The organism is Pseudomonas sp. B26(2017) (genome assembly GCF_002113045.1).
Taxonomy (GTDB): domain Bacteria; phylum Pseudomonadota; class Gammaproteobacteria; order Pseudomonadales; family Pseudomonadaceae; genus Aquipseudomonas.
The window spans coordinates 41,085-62,361 of the sequence record NZ_NEJJ01000002.1; the positions used below are offsets into that span (position 1 = coordinate 41,085).

At 61.3% G+C, this 21,277-nt stretch carries 23 protein-coding genes; 12 read left to right on the forward strand and 11 right to left on the reverse strand.

The features are described 5' to 3' along the window. Positions 1–8: 8 nt before the first annotated feature. Positions 9–896, forward strand: coding sequence for a cytochrome c oxidase subunit 3 (locus CAF79_RS03190; RefSeq protein WP_085690430.1), 888 nt, complete (start codon positions 9–11; stop codon positions 894–896). Positions 897–904: 8 nt separating this feature from the next. Here CAF79_RS03190 and CAF79_RS03195 read toward each other — a convergent pair whose 3' ends face one another. Further along, positions 905–1,108, reverse strand: a complete 204-nt coding sequence (locus CAF79_RS03195) for a twin transmembrane helix small protein (protein WP_064592503.1) — start codon at positions 1,106–1,108, stop codon at positions 905–907. Between the two features lie 72 nt (positions 1,109–1,180). On the opposite strand from CAF79_RS03195, the gene CAF79_RS03200 reads away from it, so the two are divergent. From CAF79_RS03200 to CAF79_RS03220, 5 genes are read left to right on the forward strand one after another with little or no spacing between them, the layout of a single operon-like run. Continuing rightward, a complete protein-coding gene (locus CAF79_RS03200; protein ID WP_085696534.1) occupies positions 1,181–1,921 on the forward strand; it encodes an SURF1 family protein in 741 nt (246 codons plus the stop codon). Beyond that, entirely contained in the window at positions 1,887–2,480 is a 594-nt protein-coding gene (locus CAF79_RS03205; protein WP_085696939.1) for a hypothetical protein, read from the forward strand. Before CAF79_RS03200 ends, CAF79_RS03205 begins: the two co-directional genes overlap by 35 nt. A 10-nt stretch (positions 2,481–2,490) precedes the next feature. Continuing rightward, positions 2,491–3,570 carry a heme A synthase gene (locus CAF79_RS03210; protein WP_085696535.1) on the forward strand — a complete coding sequence of 360 codons (1,080 nt, stop codon included), beginning with the start codon at positions 2,491–2,493 and terminating at the stop codon, positions 3,568–3,570. Beyond that, positions 3,558–4,457 carry a heme o synthase gene (gene cyoE / locus CAF79_RS03215; protein ID WP_085696537.1) on the forward strand — a complete coding sequence of 300 codons (900 nt, stop codon included), beginning with the start codon at positions 3,558–3,560 and terminating at the stop codon, positions 4,455–4,457. Before CAF79_RS03210 ends, cyoE begins: the two co-directional genes overlap by 13 nt. Next, positions 4,454–5,089, forward strand: coding sequence for an SCO family protein (locus CAF79_RS03220; protein WP_085696539.1), 636 nt, complete (start codon positions 4,454–4,456; stop codon positions 5,087–5,089). The genes cyoE and CAF79_RS03220 overlap by 4 nt, the downstream gene beginning before the upstream one ends. A 157-nt stretch (positions 5,090–5,246) precedes the next feature. On the opposite strand, the gene CAF79_RS03225 is transcribed toward CAF79_RS03220, so the two are convergent. From CAF79_RS03225 to CAF79_RS03235, 3 genes are all read right to left on the reverse strand, one after another. Further along, complete coding sequence (locus CAF79_RS03225; RefSeq protein ID WP_085696540.1) at positions 5,247–6,020, reverse strand: MetQ/NlpA family ABC transporter substrate-binding protein; 774 nt, start codon at positions 6,018–6,020, stop codon at positions 5,247–5,249. Positions 6,021–6,094: 74 nt separating this feature from the next. Beyond that, a complete protein-coding gene (locus CAF79_RS03230; protein WP_007953997.1) occupies positions 6,095–6,769 on the reverse strand; it encodes a methionine ABC transporter permease in 675 nt (224 codons plus the stop codon). Next, positions 6,769–7,776 carry a methionine ABC transporter ATP-binding protein gene (locus CAF79_RS03235; RefSeq protein WP_085696542.1) on the reverse strand — a complete coding sequence of 336 codons (1,008 nt, stop codon included), beginning with the start codon at positions 7,774–7,776 and terminating at the stop codon, positions 6,769–6,771. The genes CAF79_RS03230 and CAF79_RS03235 overlap by 1 nt, the downstream gene beginning before the upstream one ends. A 259-nt stretch (positions 7,777–8,035) precedes the next feature. On the opposite strand from CAF79_RS03235, the gene katE reads away from it, so the two are divergent. Continuing rightward, positions 8,036–10,177, forward strand: a complete 2,142-nt coding sequence (gene katE / locus CAF79_RS03240) for a catalase HPII (RefSeq protein ID WP_085696544.1) — start codon at positions 8,036–8,038, stop codon at positions 10,175–10,177. A gap of 113 nt (positions 10,178–10,290) precedes the next feature. Here katE and CAF79_RS03245 read toward each other — a convergent pair whose 3' ends face one another. Genes CAF79_RS03245 through zur form a run of 4 tightly spaced genes read right to left on the reverse strand, consistent with a single transcriptional unit; the run spans position 10,291 to position 13,090 of the window. Next, entirely contained in the window at positions 10,291–11,004 is a 714-nt protein-coding gene (locus CAF79_RS03245) for a PA5502 family lipoprotein (protein ID WP_085696545.1), read from the reverse strand. Positions 11,005–11,041: 37 nt separating this feature from the next. Further along, complete coding sequence (znuB, locus tag CAF79_RS03250) at positions 11,042–11,830, reverse strand: zinc ABC transporter permease subunit ZnuB (protein ID WP_085647186.1); 789 nt, start codon at positions 11,828–11,830, stop codon at positions 11,042–11,044. After that, entirely contained in the window at positions 11,823–12,608 is a 786-nt protein-coding gene (gene znuC / locus CAF79_RS03255) for a zinc ABC transporter ATP-binding protein ZnuC (protein ID WP_085696547.1), read from the reverse strand. The genes znuB and znuC overlap by 8 nt, the downstream gene beginning before the upstream one ends. Continuing rightward, positions 12,608–13,090, reverse strand: coding sequence for a zinc uptake transcriptional repressor Zur (gene zur / locus CAF79_RS03260; protein ID WP_085696548.1), 483 nt, complete (start codon positions 13,088–13,090; stop codon positions 12,608–12,610). Before zur ends, znuC begins: the two co-directional genes overlap by 1 nt. 66 nt (positions 13,091–13,156) lie before the next feature. On the opposite strand from zur, the gene CAF79_RS03265 reads away from it, so the two are divergent. Continuing rightward, positions 13,157–14,077: a zinc ABC transporter substrate-binding protein gene (locus CAF79_RS03265; RefSeq protein WP_085696550.1), complete on the forward strand. Its 921-nt coding sequence runs from the start codon at positions 13,157–13,159 to the stop codon at positions 14,075–14,077. A gap of 41 nt (positions 14,078–14,118) precedes the next feature. On the opposite strand, the gene CAF79_RS03270 is transcribed toward CAF79_RS03265, so the two are convergent. Both CAF79_RS03270 and CAF79_RS03275 read right to left on the reverse strand, forming a co-directional pair. Next, a complete protein-coding gene (locus tag CAF79_RS03270; protein ID WP_085696551.1) occupies positions 14,119–15,072 on the reverse strand; it encodes a homoserine kinase in 954 nt (317 codons plus the stop codon). Positions 15,073–15,133: 61 nt separating this feature from the next. Beyond that, positions 15,134–15,430: a DUF2782 domain-containing protein gene (locus tag CAF79_RS03275; protein WP_085696553.1), complete on the reverse strand. Its 297-nt coding sequence runs from the start codon at positions 15,428–15,430 to the stop codon at positions 15,134–15,136. A gap of 74 nt (positions 15,431–15,504) precedes the next feature. Between CAF79_RS03275 and polA the strand changes: the two genes are divergently transcribed. Beyond that, positions 15,505–18,312, forward strand: a complete 2,808-nt coding sequence (polA, locus tag CAF79_RS03280) for a DNA polymerase I (RefSeq protein WP_085696554.1) — start codon at positions 15,505–15,507, stop codon at positions 18,310–18,312. 331 nt (positions 18,313–18,643) lie between these two features. On the opposite strand, the gene yihA is transcribed toward polA, so the two are convergent. Beyond that, a complete protein-coding gene (yihA, locus tag CAF79_RS03285) occupies positions 18,644–19,294 on the reverse strand; it encodes a ribosome biogenesis GTP-binding protein YihA/YsxC (RefSeq protein ID WP_085696556.1) in 651 nt (216 codons plus the stop codon). 191 nt (positions 19,295–19,485) lie between these two features. Between yihA and CAF79_RS03290 the strand changes: the two genes are divergently transcribed. The 3 genes from CAF79_RS03290 (at position 19,486) to CAF79_RS03300 (ending at position 21,277) form a co-directional block, all read left to right on the forward strand. Further along, positions 19,486–19,791 (forward strand): cytochrome c5 family protein, encoded by a 306-nt coding sequence (locus CAF79_RS03290; RefSeq protein ID WP_085696557.1) that lies wholly within the window; start codon positions 19,486–19,488, stop codon positions 19,789–19,791. A gap of 32 nt (positions 19,792–19,823) precedes the next feature. After that, positions 19,824–20,435, forward strand: coding sequence for a cytochrome c (locus tag CAF79_RS03295; protein WP_039764863.1), 612 nt, complete (start codon positions 19,824–19,826; stop codon positions 20,433–20,435). A 200-nt stretch (positions 20,436–20,635) separates the two neighbouring features. Further along, positions 20,636–21,277 (forward strand): thiol:disulfide interchange protein DsbA/DsbL, encoded by a 642-nt coding sequence (locus CAF79_RS03300; protein ID WP_085696558.1) that lies wholly within the window; start codon positions 20,636–20,638, stop codon positions 21,275–21,277.

A 21,277-nucleotide genomic window follows, 5' to 3' on the forward strand; every position in this document is an offset into this window, starting at 1 on the left:
AACAATAAATGGCAACTCATGAGCACTATTACGTCCCGGCCCAGAGCAAGTGGCCGATCGTGGCCACGGTGGGGATGTTCGTCACCGTGTACGGTCTGGCGACCTGGTTCAACGATCTGAAGGCAGCGCGTCCGGAATCCCACGGCCCGCTGATCTTTTTCGTCGGTGGGCTATTGCTGGCGTACATGCTGTTCGGCTGGTTCGGCGCGGTGATCAAGGAAAGCCGAGCGGGGTTGTACAGCCCGCAGCTGGACCGCTCGTTCCGCTGGGGCATGAGCTGGTTCATCTTCTCCGAGGTGATGTTCTTCATCGCCTTCTTCGGCGCGCTGTTCTATGTGCGGCACGTCTCCGGCCCGGCACTGGGCGGCGAAGGCACCAAAGGCATCGCCCACATGCTCTGGCCAAACTTTCAGTTCACCTGGCCGCTGCTGCACACGCCGGATCCGAAACTGTTCCCGCCGCCCAAGGAAGTCATCAGCCCCTGGGGCCTGCCGCTGATCAACACCATTCTGCTGGTGAGCTCCAGCGTGACCATCACCATCGCCCACCACGCGCTGAAGAAAGGTCATCGCGGCGCGCTGAAACTGTGGCTGGCGATCACCGTGCTGCTGGGTTGCGCGTTCCTCGGCTTCCAGGCCGAGGAATACATCCACGCCTACCACGAACTGGGGCTGACGCTAGGCTCGGGCATCTACGGCGCGACGTTCTTCATGCTCACCGGTTTCCACGGCGCCCACGTGACCATTGGCACGATCATTCTGTTCGTGATGCTGATGCGCATCATGAAGGGCCACTTCGACAACGAACATCAGTTCGGCTTTGAAGCAGCGAGCTGGTACTGGCACTTCGTCGATGTGGTGTGGATCGGCTTGTTCATCTTCGTTTACGTGCTCTGAGGATCAACCTACCAAGGCGCGTGCGACACCAGTTGGCCGCTGTAGAAACCCCAGGCGATCAGGCCGACGGTGACGGCGGCCAACGTCACCCGAACACTCAAGGCGATCACCAGGCGATTCGAGCTGCTGTCGTCCTTGACCAGGAAAAACAGGCCGCTGAACAGGCTGACCACCGTGGCAATCAGCATCAGGACGATGGCTGCTTTGAGCATGGGAAGAACTCCGGGGGAACAAGCGATGCACTTGAGTATAGCGATCGCACTCACTGATTTTCCGGCGCAACCATGAAGCGCTTCCGGCCGGGCGTCGTGCCGACACTGGTGGTCGGCCTGCTGCTGCCGTTGCTGGTTTCGCTGGGCTTCTGGCAACTGGGCCGGGGCGCGGAAAAAACCGCCCTGCTCGCCAGCTACGCCGAACGCCGCGCCGCCGAACCGATGGCCAGCACCGAGTTGCTGCACAGCGCTGATCCGGCCTTTCGCCGGGTGCATCTGCACGGCCAGTTCGATGCCGCCCACAGCCTGTTGCTGGATAACCGTCAGCGCAACGGCAAGGTCGGCGTCGAACTGCTGCAACCGTTCCAGGATCAACGCAGCGGTCAGTGGCTGCTGGTCAATCGCGGCTGGCTGCCGTGGCCGGACCGGCGCACGGCCCCGCAATTCAACACGCCGGCTGACGCCGTGAATGTCGATGCCTGGGTGTATGTCGCCCCCGGCGCCACCTTCCAGCTGCATGCCGATCCGGTCAGCAGCATCTGGCCGCAAACCGTCACCGCCATCGAACCCGCCAAGCTGTGGAAAACCCTCGAACGCGACGGCTTCGCCTACGAATTACGTGCCGAACCCGGCCCGGCCAGCTATCAGGCTGACTGGCCGGTGGTCGCAATGGGCCCGGAAAAACACCTTGGTTACGCCGTGCAGTGGTTCGCCATGGCCACCGCCCTGCTCGGTCTCTACCTCTATCTCGGCTGGCACAACGCAAAGGAGAAACACCATGGGAGCGGCCATGAATCCACCCAGCATGTCTGAAACGAAAGCCCCGGCCAGTCGCCGTCGCGGACGCATCCAGCTGCTGCTGATCGTGCTCGGTGTGGTCGGTCCGATGATCCTCGCCACCGGCATGTACAAGCTGCAGTTCTGGGTGCCGGAAGGTCGCAGCTATCACGGCGAACTGATCGGCAACGGCCAGACCCGCGCCGACCTCGGCATCCAGTCCGACGAAACGCGCTGGCAGATGCTGGTCACCGCGCCGAAGGATTGCGCGGTGGACTGTCAGCAACTGGTGTACCTGGCGCGCCAGATCCAGATCGGCCTGGGCCGTGAAGCCGGGCGCGCCAGCCATGCACTCGCTGCTGCGCAACCGCTGGGCGCCGACTATGAAGCCAAGCTGACCCGCGAATACCCGCAGCTGCAACGTTACCCGCTGGACGCAGCGACTTTCAGCAAGGCCACGGGCGACAAGGCCACGCCGCAACTGTGGATCATCGATCCCCACGGCAACCTCGTGCTGCGCTACGACCCGAGCGTCAAAGGCAAGGATCTGCTCAACGACCTGCGCCACCTGCTGAAACTGTCGAACATCGGATAAGGGCATCGTCATGGCCAAACCTGGATTTCGCCTCGCGCTGTTTGCCACGCTGCTGGCACTGATCGTGGTGCTGCTCGGCGCCTACACCCGCCTGACTCATGCCGGCCTCGGCTGCCCTGACTGGCCGGGCTGCTACGGCTTCATCAGCGTGCCGAAGAGCGAAGCCCAACTGGCCCATGCCGAACTGCACTACCCCGACTCACCGGTGGAGGCGCACAAGGGCTGGAACGAGATGATCCACCGCTATTTCGCCGGCACCCTCGGCATGTTGATCTCGATTCTGGCCGGGCGGGCGTGGGTCAATCGTCGTCATCCGGGGCAACCGCTGAAACTGCCGCTGTTTCTGCTGGCGGTGGTGTTCGCCCAGGCGGCGTTCGGCATGTGGACGGTGACGCTCAAGCTCTGGCCGCAGGTGGTGACCGGGCATTTGCTGGGCGGTTTCGCGACCTTGAGCCTGCTGTTTCTGCTGACCTTGCGACTGTCCGGTGTGCTGCCGGCGCTGACCGTGCCCAAGCGTTTGCAATACTGGGCTACCGCCGGACTGTTATTGGTGATCGGCCAGATCGCCCTCGGTGGCTGGGTCAGTTCCAACTACGCGGCAGTGGCCTGCATCGACTTCCCGACCTGTCACGGCCAATGGCTGCCGCCGGCGGATTTCGCCAACGGCTTTCACCTGACCCAACACATCGGCCCCAATTACCTCGGCGGGCAACTCGACAGCGATGCACGCACGGCGATTCACCTGACCCACCGCATCGGCGCGTTGCTGGTGACAGTCGTGCTGCTCGGTCTGGCCTGGCAGCTGAAAGTGGTCGGCATGACGCGACTGGCCGGGCTGGTACTGATCGCCCTCGCCGCGCAGATCACCCTCGGCATCAGCAACGTGCTGTTCCATCTGCCGCTGCCGGTGGCCGTGGCGCATAACGCCGGCGGTGCAGCGTTGCTGCTGACGATGGTGCTGGTCAACTATCACGCGCGGACCAGCCTGGTTCGGGTCAAGCAGCCGATGATCGCGCGCTGGCGCCTGAGCCCGCGCAAACACTCGGCGGCGCCCATCACTATTAAAGGAGAGACGCCATGGCGATTCTGATCGGCGAACGTCCGGCGCAGGCGCTGTGGCGCGATTACCTGGAGCTGACCAAACCGAAAGTCGTGGTGCTGATGCTGATCACCTCGCTGGTGGGCATGTTCCTCGCGACCCGCGCCGGGGTGCCGTGGACGGTGCTGGTGTTCGGCAACCTGGGGATCGCGTTGTGTGCCGGGGGCGCGGCGGCGGTCAATCATGTGGTGGATCGGCGCATCGATGCCGTCATGGCGCGCACCCATAAACGCCCGTTGGCAGAAGGCAGGGTTTCGCCCACCGCGGCACTGACCTTTGCGCTGGTGCTGGCGTTGCTCGGTCAGGCCTTGCTACTGACCTTCACCAATCCTTTGACCGCCTGGCTGACACTGGCCTCGCTGCTCGGCTACGCGGTGATCTACACCGGTTTCCTCAAACGCGCGACGCCGCAGAACATCGTCATCGGCGGCCTCGCCGGTGCCGCCCCGCCGCTGCTCGGCTGGACCGCTGCCACCGGCCACATCGGTGCCGAACCGTTGCTGCTGGTGCTGATCATCTTCGCCTGGACCCCGCCGCACTTCTGGGCGCTGGCCATCCACCGCAAGGAGGAATACGCCAAGGCCGACATTCCAATGTTGCCGGTCACCCACGGCGAGCACTACACCAAGGTGCACATTCTGCTGTACACCTTCGCCCTGCTGGCGGTGAGCCTGCTGCCATATGTGATCCACATGAGCGGCCTGCTGTACCTGATCTGTGCGCTCGGTCTGGGCGCGAGGTTTCTGCAATGGGCCGTGGTGCTGTACCGTGGCACTCGGCCGCACGCGGCGATCAACACCTTCAAGTACTCTATCTGGTACCTGTTTCTGCTGTTCATCGCCCTGCTCGTAGACCACTACCTACTGTTGAACCTATGACTCGAACCCAGAAAACCGTCTTCATCCTCGTCGCCGTGATCGCGCTGATCCTCGGCCTGACCGTCAACAAAGTGCTGAGCGGCAAGGGCCAGGGCGACCCGACCGCACTGATCGACGCCGGCATCATCCTGCTGCCGCAGAGCCGCAACCTGCCGGACGTGACGATGACCAATCAGGACGGCCAACCGGTCACGGTCAACGAGCTCAAAGGCAAGTGGAGCCTGTTGTTCTTCGGCTACACCTTCTGCCCGGACATCTGCCCGACCACCCTCGCCCAACTGCGCCAGATCAAGAGCGAACTGCCGAAGGATGCGGTGGATAAATTGCAGATCGTGCTGGTCAGCGTCGACCCGAACCGCGACAACCCTGCACAGTTGAAGCAATACCTGGGCTACTTCGATCCCCAGTTCGTCGGCCTGACGCCGAAGTCGATCGACGAGCTGCAAAAGGTGGCGAATGCGGTGAGCATTCCGTTCATTCCGGCCGATACCAGCAAACCGAATTACACGGTGGATCACAGCGGGAATCTGGCGGTGATCGGGCCGGACGGTACGCAGCGCGGGTTCATTCGTGCGCCGTTGAACAATGCCAAGCTGGTGGCGCAGTTACCGGTGATGCTCAACCGCAAGTAAAAATGAACGCACAGAAAAGGGGACGCCACTGGCGTCCCCTTTTTCGTTTTTGATCGTTCCCACGCTCTGCGTGGGAATGCAGCAAGGGACGCTCTGCGTCCTAGCGGACGCGAAGCGTCCGGGATGCATGCCCACGCAAAGCATGGGCACGATCAGATCAGAAGGCCGGCAGCACCGCGCCTTTGTACTTCTCGGTAATGAATTTCTTCACTTCCGGGCTGTGCAGCGCAGCGGCCAGTTTCTTCATGGCGTCGCTGTCCTTGTTGTCCGCACGGGACACCAGGATGTTCACGTAAGGCGAGTCGCTGCCTTCGATGACCAGCGCATCCTTGGACGGATCAAGCTTGGCTTCCAGCGCATAGTTGGTGTTGATCAGCGCCAGGTCGACCTGGGTCAGCACGCGCGGGATGGTCGCGGCTTCCAGTTCACGGATCTTCAGGTCTTTCGGGTTCTGGGCGATGTCCTTGACGGTCGACAGGATGTTGGTCGGATCCTTCAGGGTGATCACACCGGCCTTGGCCAGCAGCAACAGCGCACGGCCGCCGTTGGTGGCGTCGTTCGGGATGACCACGTTGGCGCCGCTTGGCAGCTCTTCGATTTTCTTGATCTTGCTGGAGTAGGCGCCCAGTGGTTCCAGGTGCACGCCGGTCACGGACACCAGGCTGGTGCCCTTGGCCTTGTTGAACTCATCGAGGTACGGCTGGTGCTGGAAGAAGTTGGCGTCCAGACGCTTTTCGGCCACCTGGACGTTCGGCTGAACGTAGTCGGTGAAGACCTTGACCTTCAGATCCACGCCTTCTTTGGCCAGTACCGGCTTCACGAATTCGAGGATTTCCGCGTGCGGCACCGGGGTGGCGGCAACGGTCAGGGTTTGCTCGGCATGGGCCGAGAACGCTGCGACGGCAGCCAGGGCAACGATCAGTTTTTTCATTCAGCTAACTCCTTTTTACGGCGCCCGTCTGGCGCCTGCCAGCGAATGGCCGGCTCATGTCATTACAAAACCGGTTATTTGCGCGAGAAGTGCACGACCAGTCGGTCGCCTACCATTTGCAGCACTTGCACCAGAATCAGCAGCAATACCACGGTGACAATCATCACGTCGGTCTGGAACCGCTGGTAGCCGAAACGGATCGCCAGGTCACCCAGGCCACCGGCACCGACCACACCGGCCATCGCCGTGTAGGAAACCAGTGTAATCGCCGTCACCGTAATCGCTGCGAAGATGCCTGGGCGGGCCTCCGGCAGCAAGGCGTTCATGATGATCTGGCGAGTGGTCGCGCCCATCGACTGGGTCGCTTCGATGATGCCGCGATCGACTTCACGCAACGCGGTTTCCACCAGCCGCGCGAAGAACGGCGTCGCACCCACCACCAGCGGCGGAATCGCACCGGCCACGCCCAGCGAGGTGCCGGTGATCAGCACGGTGAACGGGATCATCACAATCAGCAGAATAATGAACGGCAGCGAACGCAGGATGTTCACCACCAGCGACAGCAAGGCGTACACGCCTTTGGCTTCGAGCAACTGACGTGGGCTGCACAGAAACAGCAACACGCCCAGCGGCAAGCCGAGCAGCACGGTGAACAGCAGCGAACCGCCGAGCATCATCATGGTGTCGCCGGTGGCGAGCCAGATTTCGTACCAGTCGATATTGGTGAAGAAACTCATCAGGTCTTCCATTAGCGCAACACCTCCATGTGAACGTCAGCGGCGGTGAAGCGGGCGAACGCCGCTTCCATGTCGCCACCGGTGACGGCGAGGGTCAATTGCCCGTAGGGAATGTCTTTGATGCGGTCGATGCGACCGGCCAGGATGCTGTAGTCCACACCGGTTTCCCGGGCGACGGTACCGAGCAACGGCGCGTAGGTCGCTTCGCCCTGGAAGGTCAGACGCACGATGCGGCCCGGCACATGAGCGAAGTCATCGCGTTGCTCGCTTTCGTCGATCTGTTCGTCTTCCTGCACGAAACGCTTGGTGGTCGGGTGCTTCGGATGCAGGAACACATCGGCCACCGAACCTTGCTCGACAATCACACCGGCATCCATCACGCCGACCTGATCGCACACGCGGCGGATCACATCCATCTCGTGGGTGATCAGGACGATGGTCAGCTTCAGCTCGCGGTTGATCTCGGCCAGCAGTTGCAGGACCGACGCCGTGGTCTGCGGGTCAAGAGCGCTGGTGGCTTCGTCGCACAGCAGGATCTTCGGTTTGGTCGCGAGCGCGCGTGCGATGCCGACGCGCTGCTTCTGGCCACCGGAAAGCTGTGCCGGATACTTTTTGGCGTGATCGGACAGACCGACCCGCGCCAGCAACTCGGCCACACGCTGATCGATCTCGGCACGGGACAGTTCACCGGCCAGGGTCAGCGGCAGCGCGACGTTGTCGGCCACGGTCTTGGACGCCAGCAGGTTGAAGTGCTGGAAGATCATCCCGACCTGCTGACGGAAACGGCGCAGGCCTTTGGCGTCCAGCGCGGTGACTTCTTCGCCGTCGACGATGATCTTGCCGCCACTGGATTGCTCCAGGCGATTGATCAGACGCAGCAGGGTACTTTTTCCCGCACCGGAATGGCCAATCAGGCCGAAAACCTGACCGTTCTCGATGGAGAAGCTGGTCGGGTGCAGCGCGGTGATGTCCTTACCGGCGACGCGGTAAGTCTTATGAACGTTTTGAAACTCGATCACGTAGCGAACCTTGTGGGGCGCGTTGGAAAAGGATCAGCGGTTAGCCGGGCGCGCATTTTAGCCTGTCCGTATAGAGGTTATTAGCATTTATTCCGCATTCAACCTGTCATTTGGCAATAACGCGATCAAAGGTCATAAAAAAGGAACGCCCAAAAACCTCATCAGTCACTAGTTAAGCGACTTGAAACTCCGGGCGCCGTGTCCGGAAACCACTCAAGAGCCTCGGCAGCACCGGGGTCAAACGAGGAGTTTACGTCTGATGAGCAGCAAAAAACCTGTCCCTTCCAAAAGTGAGCTGGCCGGAACCGATACTCTGGATCGCGCCAACACCAACGCCAAACTCGACAGTCTTGAAAAATTTCGCTCCGACGCCACCGGCCAGGCCCTGCGCACCAATCAGGGCGTGAAGGTCGCAGACAACCAGAACACGCTGAAGGCCGGCGCTCGCGGGCCGTCGCTGCTGGAAGACTTCATCATGCGTGAAAAGATCACGCACTTTGACCATGAGCGGATTCCCGAGCGCATCGTCCACGCCCGCGGCACCGGCGCCCATGGTTTCTTTCAGAGCTACGAGAACCATTCGGCGCTGACCAAGGCCGGTTTCCTGCAGGATCCGGGAAAGAAAACCCCGGTGTTCGTGCGTTTTTCCACGGTGCAGGGGCCACGCGGTTCCGGCGACACCGTGCGTGACGTGCGTGGTTTTGCCGTGAAGTTCTTCACCGACGAAGGCAACTTCGATCTGGTCGGCAATAACATGCCGGTATTTTTCATTCAGGACGCGATCAAGTTTCCCGACTTCGTCCACGCGGTAAAACCCGAACCGCACAACGAAATACCCACCGGCGGCTCCGCGCACGACACCTTCTGGGATTTCGTGTCGCTGGTGCCGGAATCGGCGCACATGGTGATCTGGGCCATGTCCGACCGGGCCATCCCGAAAAGCCTGCGCAGCATGCAGGGCTTCGGTGTGCACACCTTCCGCCTGATCAACGCCGAGGGCAAATCGCGCTTCGTCAAATTCCACTGGCGCCCTACCGCCGGTACCTGTTCGCTGGTGTGGGACGAGGCGCAAAAGCTTGCGGGTAAAGACACCGACTACCACCGGCGCGATCTCTGGGAAGCCATCGAGATGGGTGATTACCCGGAATGGGAACTTGGCGTACAGATCATCGAGGAGGAAAACGAACACGACTTCGATTTCGACATCCTCGACCCGACCAAACTGATCCCCGAGGAAATCGTCCCGATCACGCCGCTGGGCAAGATGACCCTCAATCGCAACCCGGACAACTTCTTCGCCGAGACTGAACAGGTCGCGTTCTGCCCCGGCCATATCGTGCCGGGGATCGACTTCTCCAATGACCCGCTGCTGCAAGGTCGGCTGTTTTCCTACACCGATACGCAAATCAGCCGACTTGGCGGGCCGAACTTTCATGAGCTGCCGATCAATCGCCCGGTCGCGCCATTCCACAACGGCCAACGCGATGCCCAGCACCGTACGGTGATCGACAAGGGCCGCGCCTCTTACGAACCGAACTCCATCGATGGTGGCTGGCCGAAAGAAACGCCACCGGCGGCGCAGGACGGCGGGTTCGAAAGCTATCCGGAGCGGATCGACGCGCACAAGATCCGTCAGCGCAGCGAGTCGTTCAGCGATCACTTCTCCCAGGCTCGGCTGTTCTTCAACAGCATGAGCCCGCACGAGAAAGAGCACATCATCGCTGCCTACAGCTTCGAGCTGGGCAAGGTTGAGCGTGAATTCATCCGGGCGCGGGAAGTGAACGAGATTCTCGCCAACATCGACCTGGAACTGGCCAAACGCGTGGCGGCCAACCTGGGTCTGCCGGCGCCAGGCAAAGGTACCGTGGACGTGCCGAAAACTTCACTGGATCGCTCGCCAGCGTTGAGTCAGGCCAACCTGTTGCCGGAAAACATCAAGACACGGAAAGTCGCGATCCTTGCGGCCAACGGTGTCGATGGTGCGGCGATTGATGCGATGAAGAAGGCGCTGGCGGCAGAAGGTGCGCACGCCAAGCTGCTTGGCCCGACTTCGGCGCCAGTGAAGACCGCCGATGGCAAAACCCTGGCGGTGGATGCATCGATGGAAGGCATGCCATCGATTGCATTTGATGCGGTATTCGTGCCGGGTGGCGCGGCGTCGATCAAGGCGTTGAGCGGTGACGGCGTGGCGTTGCACTACCTGCTGGAGGCGTACAAACACTTGAAGGCAATCGCGCTGCATGGCGAGGCCAAACAGTTGCTGGACGTGCTGAAGCTGGAGGCGGATGCCGGATTGCTGGAGGGCAAGGATGTTAGCGCGCTGACCAAGCCATTCTTTGCGGCGATCGGGCAGCATCGGGTTTGGGACCGGGAGCCCAAGGCCAAGGCCATTCCTGCTTAAGGCTGTTGGTTGACTGAAAGGACGCCTTCGCGAGCAAGCCCGCTACCACATTGGTTCTCACATGAACTCAATGCGGGAGCGGGCTTGCTCGGGCGGCGTTCCGACGAAGCTTTTCAGGGTTTGCGCGGGCTCAGAACCATCTGTGCCGGCACGCTGCGCAGAATCTGTTTCTCGATTTTCAGATCGAAATCCGGATCAAGCTTCTTCACGCGCTTGGTGATCAACGTCGCCAGCCACGGGTAATCATTGGTGCGTGGAGCCTGAATGCTTACCGCACAGTCGTAATTCACCACATCGGCGGCGATCGCATCCAGTTGGCGACGAAGTTTGCGGCTGTCGGTGATATTCAGCGCGACCGTAGTGCTTTGCGCAGTCGGATCGATCACCTTGGCTTTCGGCTTGGCTTCAGCGGCTTGCAGCGCCGCTTCGGCTTTCTCCAGTTCAGCCTTGCGCGCTTCAGTGATCGCGCCATTGACGCCACCCGTCAGCGCCGGAGCCTTGGGCATCAGCACGCGGGCACGGGCCAGCGCAGTCGCCGCCGCATTCACATCGCCCTTTTGCAGGACGATCTGGCTGCGACGCAGATAGGCCTCGGCCAACTGGCGCTGGTATTGCTCAAGGGATTGATCGTTGGGTGTTTCGGCCTGCAAGGCTGCCAATTGGTCTTCGGCAGTGGCCAGTTCGCTGCTGGCCAGACTTTGCTCCAGCTGTGCGATGGCCGTGGCCCGCGCATCGGGGACTTCGGCCACCGGCGGCGTGCTTTGGCAGGCGCCCAGCAGCACTGAAAAGGCCACAAGGAGCAGATAACGGGAGGCGAACGGCTTCATTCCTGCGACTCTCTATTTGCGCAAAAAACGAGCAAGTCTACACCCCTCGACGGGGCAGAACAAAACTCAGCAGAAACAGTGCGGCCGCCGTCACAACGATGGACGGGCCGGCCGGGGTGTCCTTGAACCAGGACAGCGCCAGCCCGCCACACACGGCGAGCATGCCCAGCACGCTCGCGCCCAGTGCCATCTGCTCCGGCGAACGGGCGTGACGTTGTGCCGCAGCCGCCGGGATGATCAACAGCGATGTAATGAGCAACACACCGACGATTTTCATCGCCACCGCGATCACCACCGCAATCAACAACATCAGCGCCATGCGCAATCCGGCCACCGGCAGGCCTTCGACCCGCGCCAGTTCTTCGTGCACGGTGATCGCCAGCAGCGGGCGCCACAAGGTCACCAGCAACACCAGCACCGCCGCGCTGCCGCCGAGGATCCACGCCAGATCGGTCGGGCTGATCGCCAGCAGGTCGCCGAACAGATAGGCCATCAGGTCGATCCGCACTTCATGCATGAAGCTTAGTACGACCAGCCCGAGAGAGAGCGTGCTCGGCGCAAGAATGCCCAACAGCGTGTCGGACGCCAGTGGCTGGCGCTGCTGCAAGGTCACCAGCAGCACCGCCAGCAGCAGGCAGCCCACGGTCACCGCGACAGTCGGGCTGACATCCAGCAGAAAGCCCAGCGCCACGCCGAGCAGTGCGGCGTGGGACAGAGTGTCACCAAAATAGGCCATGCGCCGCCAGACCACGAACGAGCCCAGCGGCCCCGCGACCACCGCCAGCGCCAGACCTGCAAGCAGGGCGTAGAACAGAAAATCAGCCATGCTTGCAGCTATCTCCGTGAACGTGAGGTTGGACCGACAGGGGCCCTTTGACCACCGACCCGTGCAGGTCGTGGGCGTGATCATGATGGTGGTGATAGATCGCCAGGCTCGGCGCATTGTTGCCAAACAGCTCGACGAAGGCCGGATCGCCGCTGACCTGCTCGGGATGCCCGGAGCAGCAGACGTGACGGTTGAGACACACCACCTGATCGGTGGTGCTCATCACCAGATGCAGATCGTGAGAAACCATCAATACGCCGCAGCCGTGACGGTCACGCAGTCGGGTGATCAGGCTGTACAGCTCGGCTTGTCCGGCGACATCGACGCCCTGAACCGGCTCGTCGAGCACCAGCAGCTCCGGCTCGCGCAACAAGGCACGGGCCAGCAATACCCGCTGCATTTCACCGCCGGAAACGCTTTGCACCGGGCTGTCGATGACGTGCTCGGCGCCGACTTCCTTGAGTGCCGCCAGCGCACGCGGGCGATCGACCCCCGGCACCAGCCGCAGGAAGCGCAGCACCGACAGCGGCAAGGTCGGATCGACGTGAAGTTTCTGCGGCATGTAACCGACGCGCAGTTTCGGTTTGCGCCAGACGCTGCCGCTGTCGGGTTTCAGCAGCCCGAGCACGGCACGCACCAGGGTGGTCTTGCCGGCGCCGTTGGGGCCGATCAGGGTGACGATCTGCCCCGGCTCGACGCTCAGGTGAATGTTGTCCAGCACGTTCTGCCCGGCAAACCGGACCGCCACCTGCTCCAGACGGATCAGCGCATCGCTCATCAAGCCCCCCGACAACCGGAGCAGAGGCCGACCACTTCTACGGTCTGGGCTTCGACGATGAAGCCGACGTCCTTGGCACTGTGAACAATGGCGTCGCTGATGCTTTTTTGTTCAAGTTCGATGGCGGCGTGGCATTCGCGGCAGATCAGGAACTGGCCCTGGTGCGAATGCTCCGGGTGAACGCAACCGACGAAGGCGTTGAGCGAGGAAATGCGGTGCACCAGGCCGTTTTCCAGCAGGAAGTCCAGCGCCCGATACACGGTTGGCGGAGCAGCGCGGCGGCCGTCCTGCTCGCTGAGCACCGCCAGAATGTCGTAGGCACCCAGCGGCTTGTGGCTCTGCCAGACCAGTTCCAGCACTCGCCGGCGCAGCGCGGTCAGGCGCAAGCCTTTCTGTGCACACAGGGCATCGGCCTCGGACAGCGCGCTGTGAACGCAGTGCGAGTGGTCGTGGGGACGGCTGGCAATCGGGGTAATAGGCATGAGCGGCGACGAGTTTGGTTAGAGACGTTATTATGTTACCCGTTCTCGCCTCATTGAGTGGTCATCGTGTCCCGACTTTTTTCTGTTTTTGTCGTATTCATCACCGGTTTTCTGCTGATCGGTCCGGCTCAGGCCGAGGTCAGAGTCCTCACCAGCATCAAGCCCCTGCAATTGATCGCCGCTGCAGTGCAGGACGGTGTATCGATTCCGGAAGTGCTGCTACCGCCGGGGGCTTCGCCGCATAACTACGCGTTGCGTCCGTCCGACGTGCGCAAGGTGCAATCGGTGGACCTGCTGTACTGGATCGGCCCGGACATGGAAGGTTTCCTGCCTCGCGTGCTGAACGGTCGTACGCTGCCGAGCGTCGCGGTACAGGATCTTTCAGGCATGAAGCTGCGTCGTTTCGCTGCGGACAGCCACTCCCACGCTGAAGAAGCCGACGAACACGATCACGATCATCGCCCGGGCAGCCTCGATGCGCATTTGTGGCTATCGCCGGTGAACGCGCGGGTTATTGCCGACAAAATGGCTGCTGACCTGAGCGCCGCAGACCCGGCCAATGCCGAGCGCTACCAGAGCAACGCCAAGGCGTTCGATGAGCGTCTGGATGCACTCGACCAGCGCTTGAAGAAACGCCTGGCCGGTATTGAAGGCAAACCCTACTTCGTCTTCCACGAAGCCTTCGACTACTTCGAAGACGCCTACGGCCTGAAACACACCGGCGTATTCAGCGTGGCGGCGGAAGTGCAGCCGGGCGCCCAGCATGTGGCGGCGATGCGCGCGCGATTGCAGGAGGTCGGCAAGACCTGCGTGTTCAGTGAGCCGCCGCTGCGTCCACGCCTGGCCGAAACGCTGGTGGCGGGCCTGCCGGTGAAGCTGGCGGAGCTGGATGCGTTGGGCGGGTACACGCCAGCGACGGCTCAGGGTTACGAGCAAGTGCTGGAGAAGCTGGGGAATGACCTGGCGGGCTGTCTCGAATCGCTCTGATACAAAAAACCGCAGCCTGCAAACAGGCTGCGGTTTTTCTTTTACAGGGCGAAAGGTAGCGGCGTATTGACCGCCTGACGCTGCGCCAGCCGCTGCTCGAACTCTTTCGGATCGTGGATCAGCACGTCCTGCCCGGCGAACGATTCCGCCGCGATCAACCGCGAAAGCCAGAACCGCACGCACGCCACTCGCAACATGGTCGGCCACAGCTCGGCTTCGGCAGCCGTGAACGGTCGCAGTGCCGCGTAGGCACCCAGGAACGCACGCGCACGCGGGCCGTCGATCAGACCGTCATCGTCAGAGCACCAGTCGTTCAGAGCAATCGCCACGTCATAGAGCATCGGCCCGGAGCAGGCGTTGTAGAAGTCGATCAGCCCGGTCAGGTGAGTGCCTTCGAACATCGCGTTGTCGCGGAACAGATCGGCGTGGATGTTCGCCCGTGGCAGCGCGAGAATTTTCTCTTTCTGTTGAGTGATTTCATCGAGCGCGGTTTGCAGCAGTGCGCGCGGTTCATCGCTCAGGTGCGAAAGGAACTGAGTACCCTCCTCCAGCATCCAGTCCAGGCCACGATCGGTCTTGCGCTTGATCATGTTGTCGCCCTGGGTCGCCAGGTGCAGATGCGCCTGTAGGTCACCGACCTGCGCGCAATGCTGGGCGTTGGCCTGCTTGATGTGCTTGCCCGCCAGACGCGGCTGCAGCAGTGCCGGTTTGCCTTTCAGCTCGCGCAAGGCCACGCCGTCAGTGGTGCGCAGTGCGTAAGGCACCGGCAGATCGGCTTCGTGCAACACGTCGAGCAGGTCGATGAAGAACGGCATTTCCTGCACCGGCCCGCGCTCGACCAGGGTCAGGACAAACTCGCCCTTTTCCATGCTGATGAAGAAGTTGGTGTTTTCGCTGCCGGCGGCGATCCCCTGGAAATCGAGCAGACGGCCGAGCCCGTAAGGGGCGAGAAAGGTTTCCAGCTCGGGCCGAGCCAGGGGGGTGAACACAGACATGGTTAAAAACTGCTCAGTTCTGGCGCCGCCATCAGACGGCGCCGATTAAAAGTCAGGAAACTTACTTCCAGGTAAAGATTTCCCACGACGGAATCAGCATATCCGGCTGGTCGGACCGGATGTAGTTCGCGTCCGTACCATCGGCGCGCACCAGGAAATAGGGTTTGCCGCCCTTCGGTGTGACCTTGATCGCATACACGAATCCACTCCGGCTGTATTCCTGAATGACCTTGTCGCCTTCCGTGTGCGTGCTAATGGTAACTTCCGGCTCCGAGGATGGCGCATCATCCGCCGCCATCGCGGCCAGCGGTGAGACAGCAATCAGACTGACCAGCAGCAAGCGATTTAACGTACGCATGATAACCTTGTCCCTTTGTCGTCAATGGTCCCGCTATTCTAGCGCCGGGCCCGCCGAAAAGGTTGATTCTGCTCATGAGCCAAGCCCCCCTCGTCCTGGTGGACGGTTCGTCTTACCTGTACCGCGCCTTTCACGCGCTGCCACCGCTGACCACCTCCAAAGGCATGCCGACCGGTGCGGTCAAAGGCGTGTTGAACATGCTCAAGAGCCTGCGCAAGCAGTATCCGGACAGCCCGTTCGCCGTGGTGTTCGACGCCAAGGGTGGGACATTTCGCGATGAGATGTACGCCGAATACAAGGCCAACCGCCCAAGCATGCCGGACGACATGCGCGTGCAGATCGAGCCGCTGCACCAGAGCGTGATCGCCCTCGGTTTCCCGCTGCTGTGCGTCGAAGGCGTCGAGGCCGATGACGTGATCGGCACCCTGGCTCGCAGCAGCGCGGCTGCCGATCGCCCGGTGATCATCTCCACCGGCGACAAGGACATGGCGCAACTGGTCGACGGCCACATTACCTTGGTCAACACCATGTCCGGTAGTTCGATGGACGTGGAGGGCGTGAAGGAGAAATTCGGCGTCGCTCCCGAGCAGATCATCGATTATCTGGCCCTGATGGGCGACTCTTCCGACAATATCCCCGGCGTTCCGGGTATCGGTCCGAAGACTGCTTCCGGCCTGCTGGTGGGCGTCAACGGTGGCCTGACCGAGCTGTATGCGCAGCTCGACATCGTGCCGACCCTGCCGATTCGCGGCGCCAAGACCCTGCCGGCCAAGCTCGAAGAGCACAAGGAGATGGCGTTCCTCTCTTATCAACTGGCGACCATCAAGGTTGACGTGCCGCTGGATATCGGCCTCGACGACCTGCAAATGGGCCCGGAAGATCCGGCCAAACTGCTTGAGCTTTACACCCTGCTGGAGTTCAAGAGCTGGATCAACGATCTGCAGCGGGACGCCAAGCGTCTGGAACTGAGCGTTGCCACCGAGCCTGCGCCGGCCGGCGATCTGTTCAGCGCGCCTGTCGTAGAAGAAGCGCCCGCCGCTCCGACTGAAGCCGCGTATGAAACGATCCTCGATCAGGCGCGCTTCGACGTCTGGCTGGAAAAGCTGAAGAACGCCAAGCTGTTCGCCTTCGACACCGAAACCACCGGGATCGACGCCCAACAGGCACAACTGGTCGGTCTGTCCTTCTCGGTGCAAGCCAACGAAGCAGCCTACATCCCGCTGACCCACTCCTACATCGGCGTGCCGGAGCAACTGGATCGCGACACCGTGCTGCGCGCGCTCAAGCCGATCCTGGAAGACCCGAACAAGCTCAAGGTCGGCCAGCACGCCAAGTTCGACATGAACATCCTGGCCAACTGCGCCATCGGTGGCGACCAGAACGAAGGCATCACCGTACGCGGGGTTGCCTTCGACACGATGCTTGAGTCCTACGTGCTCAACTCCACCGCCACTCGTCACGACATGGACAGCCTGGCGCAGAAGTACCTCGATCACACCACCGTGAGCTTCCAGGACATCGCCGGCAAAGGCGCCAAGCAGCTGACCTTCGACCAGATCGCCCTGGAACAGGCCGGGCCGTATGCCGCCGAAGATGCCGACGTGACCCTGCGCCTGCACCAGACGCTGTTCGAGAAGCTGAGCGCCATCCCGAGCCTGGCCAGCGTACTGACGGATATCGAGATCCCGCTGGTGCCGGTGCTCGCTCGCATCGAACGCCAGGGCGCGTTCGTCGACGCTGAACTGCTCGGCATCCAGAGCATTGAGCTGGGCAACAAGATGGTCGCGCTGGAGCGTGAAGCCTTCGAAATCGCCGGTGAAGAATTCAACCTCGGCTCGCCGAAGCAACTGGGCGTGATCCTCTACGAAAAACTCGGCCTGCCGGTGCTGAAGAAGACCGCCAAGGGCCAGCCATCCACCGCCGAAGAAGTGCTGGCGAAGCTGGCCGAAGACGATCACCGCTTGCCGAAAGTGCTGATGGAACACCGTTCCATGAGCAAGTTGAAGAGTACCTACACCGATCGCCTGCCGGAGCAGATCAACCCGCGCACCGGACGTATCCACACCTCATATCATCAGGCCGTTGCGTCGACCGGTCGCCTGTCGTCGAGCGATCCGAACCTGCAGAACATCCCGGTGCGCACCGCCGAAGGCCGGCGCATCCGCCAGGCGTTCGTCGCGCCGAAAGGCTACAAACTGCTGGCGGCGGACTACTCGCAGATTGAACTGCGGATCATGGCGCACCTGTCCCGCGACGAGGGCTTGATGAACGCCTTCCGCAACAATCTGGACGTGCACACAGCAACGGCAGCGGAAGTATTCAAGGTCGAGCTGAACGAAGTGACCTCCGACCAGCGCCGTGGCGCCAAGGCGATCAACTTCGGCCTGATTTACGGCATGGGCGCGCAGAAGCTGGGCAAGGACATCGGCGTCGACACCAAGACCGCCAAGGCCTACATCGACACCTATTTCGCGCGCTACCCGGGCGTTCGCGAGTACATGGACCGCACCCGCGCGCAGGCAGCAGATCAGGGTTTCGTGGAAACGATTTTCGGTCGTCGTCTGTATCTGCCGGACATCAACTCCAACAAGCCGCAGGAACGTGCCGCCGCCGAGCGCACCGCTATCAACGCGCCGATGCAGGGCACCGCAGCGGACATCATCAAGAAAGCCATGGTGGCGGTGGATAACTGGCTGAGCGCTTCCGGGCTGGACGCCAAAGTCATCCTGCAGGTGCACGATGAACTGGTGCTGGAGGTACGCGAGGATCTGGTCGATCAGGTTCGCGAAGAAATACGCGTGCACATGAGCGAAGCGGCAAAACTGGACGTGCCGTTACTGGTGGAAGTCGGGGTTGGCAACAACTGGGACGAGGCGCACTGAGGTTTCTGAGACGGGGTTTTGCCGCGACAGAGCGTCGCGGCAAAGGCATCGAAAACCGCTTAGGCCTGATCGTTCTTGAGCTTATTCCAAAGTTCTTTGAAAAAATTCTGAACTAATCTTGCGACAAGGCACTCAGAGATACTGAATGGCTGGTGAAGCCCTTCGATGCTCCTATGTTGTGTTAAGTGTTGGCAGATATCTGAACCCCGCCCTAGCGGTTCGGAGCTTAAACCCCGGAACTTCTCCCTCCCCATATGAAGTCCGGGGCTTTTTTTGCCTCAAAACTGCCCGTGCCTTGCCTGGCGGCACCACAGACAGTTTTGAAATCCCCTTATTCTGCCTCGGTCGCCGCTTCGGCACCTTTATCCGCCAGCTCCATCCAGCCTGCCAACACAGTGTAGGCCTCTTCCAGGCCCATGCGTTTCGGGGCCGAGAAAAGCTGGATCGTCACTTGATCGCCCCAACCCTTGCGGATTTCCGACTGCACCTTGAGCAGGGTGTTCTTGGCTGCGCCGTAGGTCAGCTTGTCGGCCTTGGTCAGCAGGATGTGCATCGGCATGCCGGCGGCAACGGCCCAGTCGAGCATCAGCAGGTCGAAATCGGTCATTGGATGACGGATGTCCATCATCAGAATCAAACCCTTCAAACTCTCGCGGCCACCGAGATAAGCCTCCAGGTGACGCTGCCAGTGTTGCTTGAGCGGGATCGGTACTTTTGCATAACCGTAGCCCGGGAGGTCGACCAGACGCCGTTCATCGTCTAGCTTGAAGAAGTTCAACAGCTGTGTGCGACCTGGGGTTTTCGAGGTGCGCGCCAGGCTGGCGTGAGTCAGAGTGTTCAGCGCGCTGGATTTACCGGCGTTGGAGCGACCGGCGAACGCCACTTCAAAGCCTTCGTCGTCGGGGCACTGATCGACTTTGGCGGCACTGAGCATGAACGTGGACTGTTGGCACAGGCCGAGGATGGGATTCTTGAGTTGCATGGGATTTCCGATGTGGGCGGCGCCGGGATTAGGCGCGGAACGCGGTGTCGCTTCCGTTTCAGTGGCGCCAGTATATAATGCCGCAGATTTTGTGTGTGCTTTGTCCCAGCGAAGGATGAAGTTCACGAGAGCGACAGACTTTGATTGCGCATTAGAACGCAGAACGCTCTCAACCCTGAAAAGGTCGTTTTATGACGAAATGGCTGCTGGCTGCCGGAGTCTTGATGCCGCTGTACAGCGCACAGGCTACACAGGATCCGGAAGCCGTGTACAACCGTGTATGTGGAGCCTGTCATTCCGGCCAACTACCCATGGCGCCCAAAAGAGGCGATCAGGAAGCTTGGACGCCGAGGTTGGCGAAAGGTATGGAGACGCTGGTGCAACACGTGACCCAGGGTTTCAAGGCGATGCCGCCGCGTGGTTTGTGCATGGACTGCAGTGCCGAGGATTACCAGGCCATCATCCTATGGATGAGCGAGAGTAAGCCCGGTCCATAACTCTTAACCCTTAGCCGTAGTTGGATTAGCTGATGAACAAACTGATCGTGAGTCTGCTGTTGACCGTGGGAATCTCAGGTTTCGCCCATGCTGCAGGCGATGCCGCCGCAGGCCAGGCGAAGGCTGCCGTTTGCGGGGCCTGCCATGGCCCGGATGGCAACAGCATGGCGCCAAACTTTCCAAAGCTGGCCGGACAGGGTGAACGTTACCTGACCAAGCAATTGCACGACATCAAGTCGGGCAAGCGCACCGTTCTGGAAATGACCGGCCTGCTGACCAACCTGAGCGATCAGGACCTGGCCGATATCGCTGCCTACTTCGCCAGCCAGAAAGGCAGCGTCGGTGCCGCCGATCCGAAGATCGTCGCTCGCGGCGAAGCCCTGTTCCGTGGCGGCAACCTCGAGAAAGGCCTGCCAGCCTGCACCGGTTGCCACTCGCCGAACGGCGCCGGCAACGCAGCCGCCGGCTTCCCGCACCTGGGTGGCCAACACGCTCAGTACATCGCCAAGCAGCTGACCGATTTCCGCAAAGAAGAAGCCGGCCGCAACAACGACGGCGACGCGATGACCATGCGCACCATCGCCCGCAAGCTGAGCGATGAAGACATCGCGGCAGTCTCCAGCTACATTCAGGGCCTGCACTAAGACGCGCGATTCGAGCGTTGCGTGCAATGGCCAACGCCTGTCACGTTAACGCTCGATTAATCCGTCGCAGCAAGTATAAAAAGGGTGGCTTTGGCCGCCCTTTTTTGTGGCCGCTGCCGTTACACTACAGAACTCATGCCCGCCAGGACCTGTCTGAAAACAGGTCGCGCGAGGCGACCAAAATTGTCCAGGAGTAAAGCATGCGTAACCTGATCATCAGCGCCGCCCTCGTCGCTGCCAGCCTGTTCGGCGTGACCGCCCAGGCCGCCGAAGCCCCTGCTGCCCCTTACGTCGAGCTGAGCAACCCGGTGCCGGTCGCCGTGCCTGGCAAGATCGAAGTGGTCGAGCTGTTCTGGTATGGCTGCCCGCACTGCTACGCGTTCGAGCCGGTGATCAATCCATGGGTTGAGAAACTGCCGTCCGACGTCAACTTCGTGCGCATTCCTGCGATGTTCGGCGGTCCTTGGGACGCTCACGGTCAAATGTTCCTGACCCTGGAAGCCATGGGCGTCGAGCACAACGTGCACGCTGCCGTATTCAACGCGATCCAGAAAGAACACAAGAAACTGACAGACAAGAACGACATGGCCGACTTCCTCGCCACTCAAGGCGTGGACAAGGACAAGTTCCTGGCGACCTTCGATTCGTTCGCCATCAAAGGGCAGATCGTAAAAGCCCGCGAGCTGGCCAAGAAGTATGAAATCTCCGGCGTTCCAACCATGATCGTCAACGGTAAATACCGCTTCGACATCGGCTCTGCCGGCGGCGCCGAACAAGCGCTGAAACTGGCTGACCAACTGGTGGCCAAAGAGCGAGCGGCCAGCAAGGCAGCCGCCAACTAA